Source organism: Streptomyces xanthii (assembly GCF_014621695.1).
Classification (GTDB): domain Bacteria; phylum Actinomycetota; class Actinomycetes; order Streptomycetales; family Streptomycetaceae; genus Streptomyces; species Streptomyces xanthii.
On the sequence record NZ_CP061281.1, the window covers coordinates 6,560,234 to 6,573,064 of the forward strand.

At 71.2% G+C, this 12,831-nt stretch carries 11 protein-coding genes; 10 read left to right on the forward strand and 1 reads right to left on the reverse strand.

Annotated features, from left to right (window positions below):
* Nucleotides 1–198 precede the first annotated feature (198 nt).
* Nucleotides 199–813: a 30S ribosomal protein S4 gene (gene rpsD / locus IAG42_RS29605; RefSeq protein ID WP_188340014.1), complete on the forward strand. Its 615-nt coding sequence runs from the start codon at nt 199–201 to the stop codon at nt 811–813.
* A gap of 54 nt (nt 814–867) precedes the next feature.
* Here rpsD and IAG42_RS29610 read toward each other — a convergent pair whose 3' ends face one another.
* Nucleotides 868–3,096, reverse strand: a complete 2,229-nt coding sequence (locus tag IAG42_RS29610) for an ATP-binding protein (protein WP_188340015.1) — start codon at nt 3,094–3,096, stop codon at nt 868–870.
* Nucleotides 3,097–3,296: 200 nt separating this feature from the next.
* On the opposite strand from IAG42_RS29610, the gene IAG42_RS29615 reads away from it, so the two are divergent.
* From IAG42_RS29615 to aroB, 9 genes are all read left to right on the forward strand, one after another.
* A complete protein-coding gene (locus tag IAG42_RS29615; protein ID WP_188340016.1) occupies nt 3,297–3,743 on the forward strand; it encodes a DUF948 domain-containing protein in 447 nt (148 codons plus the stop codon).
* Between the two features lie 7 nt (nt 3,744–3,750).
* On the forward strand, nt 3,751–4,107 hold the full coding sequence (locus IAG42_RS29620) for a DUF6167 family protein (protein WP_188340017.1): 357 nt from the start codon (nt 3,751–3,753) through the stop codon (nt 4,105–4,107).
* Complete coding sequence (gene alaS / locus IAG42_RS29625; protein WP_188340018.1) at nt 4,107–6,779, forward strand: alanine--tRNA ligase; 2,673 nt, start codon at nt 4,107–4,109, stop codon at nt 6,777–6,779. The genes IAG42_RS29620 and alaS overlap by 1 nt, the downstream gene beginning before the upstream one ends.
* On the forward strand, nt 6,779–7,243 hold the full coding sequence (ruvX, locus tag IAG42_RS29630; RefSeq protein WP_188340019.1) for a Holliday junction resolvase RuvX: 465 nt from the start codon (nt 6,779–6,781) through the stop codon (nt 7,241–7,243). The genes alaS and ruvX overlap by 1 nt, the downstream gene beginning before the upstream one ends.
* A gap of 128 nt (nt 7,244–7,371) precedes the next feature.
* Nucleotides 7,372–9,015 (forward strand): endolytic transglycosylase MltG, encoded by a 1,644-nt coding sequence (gene mltG, locus IAG42_RS29635; protein ID WP_188340020.1) that lies wholly within the window; start codon nt 7,372–7,374, stop codon nt 9,013–9,015.
* Entirely contained in the window at nt 8,996–9,844 is an 849-nt protein-coding gene (locus IAG42_RS29640; protein ID WP_188340021.1) for a shikimate dehydrogenase, read from the forward strand. The genes mltG and IAG42_RS29640 overlap by 20 nt, the downstream gene beginning before the upstream one ends.
* Before the next feature lie 118 nt (nt 9,845–9,962).
* Nucleotides 9,963–11,147 carry a chorismate synthase gene (gene aroC, locus IAG42_RS29645; RefSeq protein WP_188340022.1) on the forward strand — a complete coding sequence of 395 codons (1,185 nt, stop codon included), beginning with the start codon at nt 9,963–9,965 and terminating at the stop codon, nt 11,145–11,147.
* A 29-nt stretch (nt 11,148–11,176) separates the two neighbouring features.
* The gene (locus IAG42_RS29650) at nt 11,177–11,659 is read left to right on the forward strand and encodes a shikimate kinase (protein ID WP_394811293.1); all 483 of its coding nucleotides are present in this window, start codon (nt 11,177–11,179) and stop codon (nt 11,657–11,659) included.
* Nucleotides 11,656–12,747: a 3-dehydroquinate synthase gene (gene aroB / locus IAG42_RS29655; protein WP_188340024.1), complete on the forward strand. Its 1,092-nt coding sequence runs from the start codon at nt 11,656–11,658 to the stop codon at nt 12,745–12,747. The genes IAG42_RS29650 and aroB overlap by 4 nt, the downstream gene beginning before the upstream one ends.
* Nucleotides 12,748–12,831: the final 84 nt, after the last annotated feature.

The following is a 12,831-nucleotide window of genomic DNA, read 5'->3' on the forward strand; positions in this document are numbered from 1 at the left end:
TGTCGCGGGCAGCCCACCACCTCCCCGGATCTCGGGAACAGGTCGGTGGGCCACTCGCGTGCTGCACGTACGTGCCCAGCTCCGGGAGCGGCTGCCCACTGGTCCTCAGGGACACCGTGGGTTTCCCGGGCTGCGGATGCGACCTCCCAAAACCCTGGTGAAGCCGTATTCGCATCAGAAACACGAGGTGTTTGGTTCATGGCGAACCAGTCCCGCCCCAAGGTCAAGAAGTCGCGTGCCCTCGGCATCGCGCTGACCCCGAAGGCCGTCAAGTACTTCGAGGCCCGCCCCTACCCGCCGGGCGAGCACGGCCGCGGCCGCAAGCAGAACTCGGACTACAAGGTCCGTCTGATGGAGAAGCAGCGCCTGCGCGCTCAGTACGACATCAGCGAGAAGCAGCTCGCCCGCGCCTACGACCGCGCCAAGAAGGTCGAGGGCAAGACGGGTGAGGCGCTCGTCGTCGAGCTCGAGCGTCGTCTGGACGCCCTGGTTCTCCGTTCGGGCATCGCCCGCACGATCTACCAGGCCCGTCAGATGGTCGTCCACGGCCACATCGAGGTCAACGGTGGCAAGGTCGACAAGCCGTCGTTCCGTGTCCGTCCCGACGACGTCGTGATGGTCCGCGAGCGCAGCCGCAACAAGCCGCTGTTCCAGGTCGCGCGTGAGGGTGGCTTCGCCCCCGAGGGTGAGACCCCGCGTTACCTCCAGGTCAACCTGAAGGCCCTGGCCTTCCGCCTGGACCGTGACCCGAACCGCAAGGAGATCCCCGTGATCTGCGACGAGCAGCTCGTCGTCGAGTACTACGCCCGCTGATCTCCCTCACCGGAGTCTCCTTCACCGGAGAGCGGACGTAGTACCACCTGCGTTTCAGCCCGTCGTCTCCCCGCCGTTCGCGGTGGGGGAGGCGGCGGGTTCGCGCGTTCCCGGGCCGTTCTCCGTGCTGCGGGCGGGCCGCGGCGCCGGCACCGTCGTCCACTGCCGCTCGCCCCGTGCCAGCACCCGCGCCACCACCTCGTCCGCGCCGAGCCGCTCGCCCGCGCGCGCCAGCTCGTCGAAGCGCGCGTCACCCAGCGACGCCCGCGCCCGCGCCGCGCACCACTCGTGCGGCCCGTTGAACTGCGCGGAGCCGAACAGCGGCAGCCCCACCGACGGCCAGATGCGCCCCGCCGCCCCCTGGAGCACCGCGCCCTCGGCCGCGTCGCCCTCCGCCACCGTCACCAGGGCGAGCAACTCCACGGTGAGCACGAGGCCCAGCAGATCGTGGAACTCGTGGTCGATGACCAGGCTCTCCACCAGCAGCTCCCGCGCCTTCGGCAGATCACCCGCGTTCCACGCCGCGAACGCCAGGACGTACAGCGCGTACGCCAGCGTCCAGCGCTCCCCGTGGTCCGCGCAGATGTCCCGCACGTCCTCGCACAGCTCCACGGCCTGCGGCAGATCCCCCTGGAACGCCACCGCCATCGCCAGCTCGACCTGCCCCATCAGCACATTGCTGTTCAGCTCGCCGATCTCGCGGTACCGGTGCAGCGCCGCCCGCAGCAGCCGCTCCGCGCGCGGCAGGTCGTCGGTGACCAGGGCCAGGCAGCCCGTCCGGTGCACCGCGTACGCGAGCGCCGTCGCGTTGCCCGCGCACTCGGCCTCCTCGCGGCACTCCTCCAGCGCGGCCAGCGCCGCCACCACGTCACCCTGCAGCACGGCCACGTACCCGAGCACCCACAGCGCCTTGAGCCGGGCGTCCCGGTACTCGTCCGGGTCCGCCTCGTCCTCGCCGGGATCGCCGTCCGGGCCGACGCTGCGGTCCAGCCAGTGCCGGCCCTCCGCGAGCCGCCCGCAGCCCGCCCAGTAGAACCACAGCGTGCCCGCCAGGTACCGGCCCAGATGGCCCTCGCCCGGCTCCGAGAGACAGAACTCCAGGGCCGCCCGCAGATTCGGCAGCTCCGCGTCGATCCGCGCCGCGACCTCGCTCTGCCGCGGTGAGAACCAGTCCAGCTCGCACCAGGTCGCGAGCCCCAGGTACCAGTCCCGGTGCCGGCGCCGCATCCGCCCGGTGTCGCCGAGCGAGTCCAGCCACTCGGCGCCGTACGCGCGGACCGTGTCGAGCAGCCGGTAGCGGACCCCTCCGGGCCCCTCCTCGCGCAGCACCACGGACTGGGCGAGCAGCGCGTCGAGCACGTCGAGGATCTCGTCGTGGCGCAGGCCGTCGCCGCCGCACACGTACTCCGCGGCCTCCAGGTCGAACGGGCCGGAGAACACCGAGAGCCGCGCCCACAGCAGCCGCTCCGGCGCCGTGCACAGCTCGTGGCTCCAGCCGATCGTCGTACGCAGCGTCTGGTGCCGGGGCAGCGCGTCCCGCCCGCCGCCGGTCAGCAGCCGGAACCGGTCGTCCAGCCGCTCCAGGAGCTGCGCCGGCGACAGCGCCCGCAGCCGGCCCGCCGCCAGCTCCACCGCGAGCGGCAGACAGTCCAGGCGACGGCACAGCTCCAGGACCTCCGGGTCCGCGCCCGAGCCGAACTCCGGCAGCAGCCCCCGCGCCCGGTCCGCGAACAGCTCCGCCGCGTCCTGCGCGGTGAGCGGGGCCAGCGGGAACAGCCGCTCTCCGGCCAGCGTCAGCGGCCTTCGGCCCACCGCGATCACCCGCAGCCGCGGCGCGGCCCGCAGCAGATCCCGTACGAGCGAGGCGCAGGCGTCGACGACGTGCTCGTAGCCGTCCAGGACGAGGAGCAGGTGCCGCTCCGCGAGGTGGTCGACCAGGACCTGGCGGGGCGGGCGGGTGGTGTGGTCGGTCAGGCCGAGCGCCTGGGCCAGCGCGTGCTCGACCAGCTCGCCGCCGCGCACCGGCGTCAGCTCCACCCGCCACACCCCGTCCCGCCGCAGGTGCGTGGGGGCACGGGCCGCCGCGTGTGCGGCGAACCGGGACTTGCCGACACCGCCCACGCCGGTCACCGTCACCAGGCGCGCCGTCTCCAGATCGCGCAGGAGCGCGGAACGCTCGGCGGCGCGACCGACGAACCGGTTCAGTTCATGGGGGAGGTTTCCGGGGCGCGGGGGACCGGACGACGGGTCTTCGGGGCCGTCGGGGCACGGAGTGCGTCGCATGGAGAACGGAGCGTACTCATCCGTACGCGGTCCGTACAATCGGTCGAGCTGAAGAGGGGGCCGCGCGAAGGCGGAACTGGGTACGGAGCGCGGGGCCGGGCGCGATAGGCTCGGGGACGACTTTTCGATGTTCAGCGGTTCAGCGATGGCGAATCAGGCAGTGCCGCTTCAGGCAGTGCCGATTCAGGAAGTGGTGGCAGGTGTCCGGTGGAGAGGTGGCCGGGATCCTGGTGGCTGTCTTCTGGGCGATCCTGGTCTCCTTCCTCGCGGTGGCACTCGTGAGGCTGGCCCAGACGCTCAAGGCGACCACCAAGCTGGTCGCGGACGTGACCGAGCAGGCCGTGCCCCTGCTCGCCGACGCCTCCGCCGCGGTGCGCTCCGCGCAGACCCAGATCGACCGGGTCGACGCGATCGCCTCCGACGTCCAGGAGGTCACGTCGAACGCGTCGGCGCTCTCCTCCACCGTGGCCTCCACCTTCGGCGGCCCGCTGGTCAAGGTGGCCGCCTTCGGGTACGGAGTGCGCCGGGCCATCGGCGGCCGGGGCAAGGACGTGCCCGCCAAGCAGGACCGACGTACCGTGATCGTGGGCCGCACGGTCCCGGCATCGCGCCGCGCCAAGCGGGCCGACCGGAATAAGAGGGACTGACCGAGCGATGTTCCGCCGTACGTTCTGGTTCACCGCGGGCGCAGCCGCCGGCGTGTGGGCCACCACCAAGGTCAACCGCAAGCTGAAGCAGCTCACCCCGGAGAGCCTCGCCGCCCAGGCCGCCAACAAGGCGGTCGAGGCGGGCCACAAGCTCAAGGACTTCGCCCTCGACGTCCGGGACAACATGGCCGAGCGCGAGGCACAGCTCGGGGACGCGCTGGGTCTCAACGACCCGGTGGACCGCGAACTGCCCGCTCAGCGCGGCTTCGCCGTCATCGAGAACACCTTCAGTACGCACACCAAGCAACCCAAGTACCTCGAGAACACCAGGTACTCGATCAACAACCGGAATGAGGACCACTGATGGAGTCGGCTGAAATCCGCCGTCGCTGGCTGAGCTTCTTCGAGGAGCGTGGCCACAAGGTCGTGCCCTCGGCGTCGCTCATCGCGGACGACCCGACTCTGCTCCTCGTCCCCGCGGGCATGGTCCCCTTCAAGCCGTACTTCCTCGGCGAGGTCAAGCCGCCCGCCCCGCGCGCCACATCCGTCCAGAAGTGCGTGCGCACGCCGGACATCGAAGAGGTCGGCAAGACCACCCGCCACGGCACGTTCTTCCAGATGTGCGGCAACTTCTCCTTCGGCGACTACTTCAAGGAAGGCGCGATCAAGTACGCCTGGGAGCTGCTCACCAGCCCCCAGGACAAGGGCGGTTACGGCCTGGAGCCCGAGAAGCTCTGGATCACCGTCTACCTGGACGACGACGAGGCCGAGCGCATCTGGCACGAGGTCGTCGGCGTCCCGAAGGAGCGCATCCAGCGCCTGGGCAAGAAGGACAACTTCTGGTCCATGGGCGTCCCGGGCCCCTGCGGCCCTTGTTCCGAGATCAACTACGACCGCGGCCCCGAGTTCGGCGTCGAGGGCGGCCCGGCCGTCAACGACGAGCGGTACGTGGAGATCTGGAACCTGGTCTTCATGCAGTACGAGCGCGGCCAGGGCATTGGCAAGGAGGACTTCGAGATCCTCGGCGACCTGCCGTCGCAGAACATCGACACGGGCCTCGGCCTCGAGCGCCTCGCGATGATCCTGCAGGGCGTGCAGAACATGTACGAGACGGACACCCTCCGTGTCGTCATCGACAAGGCCACCGAGCTGACCGGCGTCCGCTACGGCGCCGACCACGCCTCGGACGTGTCGCTGCGCGTCGTCGCCGACCACATGCGCACCTCCACCATGCTCATCGGCGACGGCGTCACCCCCGGCAACGAGGGCCGCGGCTACGTGCTGCGCCGCATCATGCGCCGCGCCATCCGCAACATGCGCATCCTCGGCGCCACCGGCCCGGTCGTGCAGCAGCTCCTCGACGTCGTGATCGACACCATGGGCCTGCAGTACCCGGAGCTGATCACCGACCGCAAGCGCATCGAGCAGGTCGCGCTCGCCGAGGAGGCCGCGTTCCTCAAGGCCCTCAAGGGCGGCACGAACATCCTGGACACCGCGGTCGAGGAGACCAAGGCCGCCGGCAAGACCGTCCTCGCGGGCGACAAGGCGTTCCTGCTCCACGACACCTGGGGCTTCCCGATCGACCTCACCCTCGAGATGGCCGCCGAGCAGGGCCTGTCCGTGGACGAGGACGGCTTCCGCCGCCTGATGAAGGAGCAGCGGGAGCGCGCCAAGGCCGACGCCCAGGCCAAGAAGACCGGCCACGCCAACGTCGGCGCCTACCGCGAGATCGCGGACGCCGCCGGTGCCACCGACTTCATCGGCTACACGGCGACCGAGGGCGAGTCCACCGTCGTCGGCCTGCTGGTCAACGGCGTCTCCTCGCCGGCCGCGACCGAGGGCGACGAGGTCGAGGTCGTCCTCGACCGCACCCCCTTCTACGCGGAGGGCGGCGGCCAGATCGGCGACACCGGCCGTATCAAGCTGGACAACGGCGCGGTCGTCGAGATCCGCGACTGTCAGAAGCCGGTCCCGGGCGTCTACGTCCACAAGGGCACCGTCCAGGTCGGCGAGGTCACCGTCGGCGCCACGGCCCAGGCGATCATCGACGTGTCCCGCCGCCGCGCCATCGCCCGTGCCCACTCGGCCACGCACCTGACGCACCAGGCGCTGCGCGACGCGCTCGGTCCGACGGCCGCGCAGGCCGGTTCGGAGAACCAGCCGGGCCGCTTCCGCTTCGACTTCGGTTCGCCCTCCGCCGTGCCCACGGCCGTGATGACGGACGTCGAGCAGAAGATCAACGAGGTCCTCGCGCGCGAGCTCGACGTGCAGGCCGAGGTCATGTCGATCGACGACGCCAAGAAGCAGGGCGCCATCGCCGAGTTCGGCGAGAAGTACGGCGAGCGCGTCCGCGTCGTCACCATCGGCGACTTCTCCAAGGAGCTGTGCGGCGGCACCCACGTGCACAACACGGCCCAGCTCGGCCTGGTGAAGCTGCTCGGCGAGTCCTCCATCGGCTCCGGCGTGCGCCGCATCGAGGCCCTGGTCGGCGTCGACGCGTACAACTTCCTCGCCAAGGAGCACACGGTCGTCGCGCAGCTCCAGGAGCTGGTCAAGGGCCGCTCGGAGGAGCTGCCCGAGAAGATCTCGGCGATGCTCGGCAAGCTGAAGGACGCCGAGAAGGAGATCGAGAAGTTCCGCGCGGAGAAGGTCCTCCAGGCCGCCGCCGGGCTCGCCGACTCCGCCAAGGACGTCCGCGGCATCGCCGTCGTCACCGGCCAGGTCCCGGACGGCACGACCGCCGACGACCTGCGCAAGCTGGTCCTCGACGTGCGCGGCCGCATCCAGGGCGGCCGCCCCGCGGTCGTCGCCCTGTTCACGACGGTCAACGGCAAGCCGCTCACGGTCATCGCGACCAATGACTCCGCCCGCGACCGCGGCCTCAAGGCCGGCGACCTGGTCCGCACGGCCGCCAAGACCCTCGGCGGCGGTGGCGGCGGCAAGCCGGACGTCGCCCAGGGCGGTGGCCAGAACCCGGCCGCGATCGGTGACGCCATCGACGCCGTCGAGCGCCTCGTCGGGGAGACCGCGAACTGATGCGCCGAGGCCGCCGACTGGCGATCGACGTCGGGGACGCCCGGATCGGGGTCGCGTCCTGCGACCCCGACGGGATCCTGGCGACGCCGGTGGAGACCGTGCCGGGACGCGATGTCCTGGCCGCCCACCGGCGGCTCCAGGCGATCGTGCAGGAGTACGAACCGATCGAGGTCGTCGTCGGCCTCCCTCGCTCCCTCAAGGGGGGCGAGGGCCCGGCGGCCGTCAAGGTCCGGGGCTTCGCCCAGGAGCTCGCGCGCGGGATCGCCCCGATCCCCGTACGGCTCGTGGACGAGAGGATGACCACAGTGACGGCCAGTCAGGGCCTGCGGGCCAGCGGGGTTAAGTCCAAAAAGGGCCGCTCTGTCATCGATCAGGCGGCCGCCGTCATCATCCTGCAGCAGGCCCTGGAGTCCGAACGGGCGTCAGGTAAAGCTCCGGGCGAGGGCGTCGAAGTGGTCATCTGATCGCGATACGGTAACGTCTCGCGCGACCGGCGGCGTTCGAACAGCTGCCGCACAGCATCAAGAGGCGGATCGGTCGCCCTGCCTGACCGGACAGCGGCACTCCCCGCCTCGCGGCTTGTAGGGGACCGATGACTGAGTATGGCCGGGGCCAAGGCTCCGAACCGTGGCATCCCGCGGACCCGTTGTACGGGGACCAGGGATGGCAGCAGGCCGGGGACGGCCAGTCTGCCTACGGCGGCCAGGGGCAGTACGACCCGCAGCACCAGCCGCAGCAGGCCTACGGCGGTGACTGGGGCACCAACGGCGGTCAGCAGCCCGGATACGGGCAGGACCCCTACGGTCAGCAGCAGTACGGCGGACAGCAGCCGGGCCACGGTCAGGGCCAGGGCGGCTGGGACACCGGTGCCCACGGGCAGATGCCGTACGGCAACGACCCCGCGGACCCGTACGGCACCGGGCAGCAGGCCGCGTACAACGCGGAGGAGCCCGACTACTACAACACCCCCGGTGCCTACCCGCCGCCCGAGCCGCCGGGCCGCCGCCGCGCTCCGGAGGCGAACCCCGAGCCGGCCGAGTGGGACGCGGGCCCCGACCAGGGCGAACACGCGTTCTTCAACGGGGACGACGAGGACGACGACTTCGAGGACGACGGCCGCTCGGGGCGCCGCGGCCGCGGCGGCAAGAAACCGAAGAAACGACGCAGCGGCTGCGCCTGCCTCGTCCTGACCCTGGTCTTCGCGGCCGGCGTCGGCGGCGTCGGGTACTTCGGCTACGAGTTCTACCAGGATCGTTTCGGCTCCTCCCCGGACTACGCGGGCGACGGCAACGGCGAGACGGTCACGGTCGTCATCCCCAAGGGCGCCGGCGGCTATGTCATCGGCCAGAAGCTCAAGGCGGCCGGTGTCGTCCAGAGCGTCGACGCGTTCGTCGCCGCCCAGCAGGCCAACGAGAACGGCACCTCCATCCAGGACGGCGCGTACATCCTGGAGAAGGAGATGTCCGCGTCCAGCGCCGTGGACCTGCTGCTCAACCCGAAGAGCCGGGCCAACCTGATCGTCCGCGAGGGCAAGCGGAACTCCGAGATCTACGCGGACATCGACAAGAAGCTCCATGTCGACAAGGGCACGACCGCCGCCGTCGCGAAGAAGAAGTACAAGGACCTGGGCCTGCCCGGGTGGGCCGAGGGCCACGCCAAGCTGAAGGACCCGCTGGAAGGGTTCCTCTACCCGTCGAGCTACGCGGCCGCCAAGGGCATGAAGCCCGAGGACGTCCTCAAGCAGATGGTCGAGCGGGCCGACGAGAACTACAAGGACCTGCACCTCGAGGCCAAGGCCAAGGCCCTGAACCTCGACTCGCCCTGGGAGCTGCTCACCGTCGCCAGCCTCGTGCAGGCCGAGGGCAAGACGCACGACGACTTCCGCAAGATGGCCGAGGTCGTCTACAACCGCCTCAAGCCGACCAACACGGAGACCAACCAGCTCCTCCAGTTCGACTCGACCTTCAACTATCTGAAGGGCCAGAGCGAGATCAACATCGGCGAGTCCGAGATCAACAGCAACATGGACCCGTACAACACGTACACGCGCAAGGGTCTGCCGCCCGGTCCCATCGGGAACCCCGGCGCGGAGGCGCTCGCCGCCTCGCTCAAGCCGACCAAGGACGGCTGGATGTACTTCGTCGCGACGGACGGCATGCACAAGACCGAGTTCGCGAAGACCAACGCCGAATTCGAACGACTCAAGGCGAAGTTCAATGACAGTCAGGGCAACTGAGGTGCCGGGACCCGGCGTGCACAAGGCGGCCGTCCTCGGTTCGCCCATCGCCCACTCGCTCTCGCCGCAGCTGCACAACGCGGCCTACGCGGCCCTGGGCCTGGACGACTGGACGTACGGCCGCTTCGAGGTGGACGAGGCCGCGCTGGCCGCCTTCCTCGAAGGGCTCGGTCCGGAGTGGGCCGGACTGTCGCTGACCATGCCGCTCAAGCGGGCGGTCATCCCGCTGCTCGACGGGATCACCGACACCGCCCGCTCCGTCGAGGCCGTGAACACCGTCGTGTTCCACGCCGACGGGCGGCGGACCGGCGACAACACCGACATCCCCGGGCTCGTCGCCGCGCTGCACGAGCAGGGCGTCGACAAGATCGAGTCCGCCGCGATCCTCGGCGCCGGCGCCACCGCCTCCTCGGCGCTCGCCGCGCTCGCCCGGATCTGCTCGGGCGAGGTCGTCGCGTACGTGCGCAGCGAGCAGCGGGCCGACGAGATGCGCGGCTGGGGCGAGCGGCTCGGAGTCCAGGTGCGCACCGCGGACTGGGCCGAGGCCGAGCGGGCCTTCGCGGCGCCGCTGGTGATCTCCACGACGCCCAAGGGCGGCACGGACCACCTGGCGAGCCTCGTGCCTGAGCGCGTCGGGACGCTCTTCGACGTGGTCTACGACCCGTGGCCCACGCCCCTCGCGGCGGCCTGGCAGCACCGCGGCGGCCCCGTGCTCAGCGGCCTGGACCTCCTCGTCCACCAGGCGGTCTTCCAGTTCGAGCAGTTCACGGGCGACCGCCGGCCGGTGCTCGACGCGATGCGCGAGGCGGGCCTGCGCGCGCTCGGCTGACCGGTGTGATCCCCGGTCCGTCTCACGAGCCGTCCGCAAGGCGGACACGGCGCCGGTCGCCCCGTGCGACGTGGGAGGATCGGGGGAGACACGGAGAGCGCGAGCATGAGGAGCACCGTTGAGCAGGTTGCGCTGGCTGACCGCGGGGGAGTCGCACGGCCCCGCACTCGTCGCGACGCTGGAGGGGCTTCCCGCCGGCGTTCCGATCACCACGGAGATGGTGGCGGACCACCTGGCACGGCGGCGGCTCGGGTATGGGCGCGGGGCGCGGATGAAGTTCGAGCGTGACGAGGTCACGTTCCTGGGCGGCGTCCGGCACGGTCTGACGCTGGGTTCCCCGGTCGCGGTCATGGTGGGCAACACCGAGTGGCCGAAGTGGGAGCAGGTCATGTCGGCCGACCCGGTCGACCCCGAGATCCTCGAGAACCTCGCGCGCAACGCCCCGCTGACCCGGCCCCGGCCCGGTCACGCCGACCTGGCGGGCATGCAGAAGTACGGCTTCGACGAGGCCCGGCCGATCCTGGAGCGTGCGTCGGCGCGTGAGACGGCGGCGCGTGTCGCCCTCGGCGCGATCGCGCGGTCGTACCTGAAGGAGACGGCCGGGATCGAGATCGTCTCGCACGTCGTCGAGCTGTGCTCGGTGAAGGCGCCGCAGGGCGTGTACCCGACCCCGGCCGACGTCGAGAAGCTGGACGCGGACCCGCTGCGCTGCCTGGACGCGGACGCGTCGAAGCGGATGGTGGCCGAGGTCGACCAGGCGCACAAGGACGGCGACACCCTCGGCGGTGTGGTTGAGGTCCTCGCCTACGACGTGCCGGTGGGCCTGGGCTCGCACGTGCACTGGGACCGGAAGCTCGACGCCCGGCTCGCCGGTGCGCTCATGGGCATCCAGGCGATCAAGGGCGTGGAGATCGGCGACGGTTTCGAGCTCGCGCGGGTGCCGGGCTCGAAGGCGCACGACGAGATCGTGAACACGCCGGACGGCATCCGCCGGGTGTCCGGGCACGCGGGCGGCACCGAGGGCGGTCTGTCCACGGGCGAGCTGCTGCGGGTCCGCGCCGCGATGAAGCCGATCGCGACCGTGCCGCGCGCGCTGCGGACCGTCGACGTGACGACGGGCGAGGCCGCGCAGGCCCACCACCAGCGTTCCGACGTGTCGGCCGTTCCCGCGGCGGGCATCGTCGCGGAGGCGATGGTCGCGCTTGTCCTCGCCGACGCGGTCGCGGAGAAGTTCGGCGGCGACAGCGTGCCCGAGACGCGGCGCAACGTGCGCTCGTACCTCGACAACCTCCAGATCCGGTGACCGGCCCGAAGGTCGTCCTCGTCGGCCCCATGGGCGTCGGCAAGTCCACGGTGGGCGCGCAGCTCGCCGAGCGGCTCGGCTGCGCCTTCCGGGACACCGACGAGGACATCGTCGCCGCGCAGGGCCGGGCGATCGCCGACATCTTCGTCGACGAGGGCGAGGCCCGCTTCCGCGCCCTGGAGAAGGCCGCCGTCGCGGCGGCGCTCGCGGAGCACGACGGGGTCCTGTCGCTGGGCGGCGGCGCGATCCTGGACGCCGACACCCGCGCCCTCCTCGCCGGTCACGCCGTGGTCTACCTCACCATGGACGTGGAGGAGGCGGTCCGGCGCACCGGTCTGAACGTGGCCCGGCCGCTCCTCGCGGTCAACCCGCGCAAGCAGTGGCGGGAGTTGATGGAGGCGCGCCGGCACTTGTACACCGAGGTCGCCCGGGTGGTCGTGGCCACCGACGGCCGCACACCCGACGAGGTCACCGAAGAGGTCCTCGACGCACTGGAGTTGAAGCAGGCATGACGGATCAGATCACGCGCGTCCAGATCGCCGGTACGGCCGGAACGGACCCGTACGAGGTGCTGGTGGGCCGTCAGCTCCTGGGCGAGCTGGGCGCGTTGATCGGTGACAAGGCGAAGCGGGTGGCGATCGTGCACCCCGAGGCGCTGGCCGAGACCGGTGACGCGCTGCGCGCCGATCTGGCCGAGCAGGGCTTCGAGGCCATCGCGATCCAGGTGCCGAACGCGGAGGAGGCGAAGACCGCGGAGGTCGCCGCCTACTGCTGGAAGGCGCTGGGCCAGTCGAACTTCACCCGCTCCGACGTGATCGTCGGCGTGGGCGGCGGCGCGACGACGGACCTGGCCGGTTTCGTCGCCGCCACCTGGCTGCGCGGGGTCCGCTGGATCGCCGTCCCCACCACCGTCCTGGCGATGGTGGACGCGGCCGTCGGCGGCAAGACGGGCATCAACACCGCCGAGGGCAAGAACCTCGTCGGCTCCTTCCACCCGCCCGCCGGTGTCCTGTGCGACCTGGCGGCGCTGGACTCGCTGCCGGTCAACGACTACGTGTCCGGTCTGGCCGAGATCATCAAGGCCGGTTTCATCGCCGACCCGAAGATCCTCGACCTGATCGAGGAGGACCCGCAGGCCGCCCGCACGCCGGCCGGCCCGCACACGGCCGAGCTGATCGTGCGCTCCATCGAGGTCAAGGCCGAGGTCGTCTCCGGCGACCTCAAGGAGTCCGGCCGGCGCGAGATCCTCAACTACGGCCACACGCTCGCGCACGCCATCGAGAAGAACGAGCGCTACAAGTGGCGCCACGGCGCCGCCGTGTCCGTGGGCATGCTCTTCGCCGCCGAGCTGGGGCGCCTCGCCGGCCGTCTCGACGACGCGACCGCCGACCGGCACCGCACGGTCCTCGAGTCCGTGGGCCTGCCCCTGAGCTACCGCTACGACCAGTGGCCCAAGCTCCTGGAGACGATGAAGGTCGACAAGAAGTCCCGCGGCGACCTGCTGCGCTTCATCGTCCTCGACGGCCTCGGCAAGCCCACCGTCCTGGAGGGCCCCGACCCGGCCGTCCTGCTCGCCGCGTACGGCGAAGTGGCCGAATAACGCCGCTCGTTCAGCTTCGGGCACTTTGTGACCGCCCCGGCCGTTCACACAACGTCGGCCGGGGGCGGTACCGTTCGGTAGCGC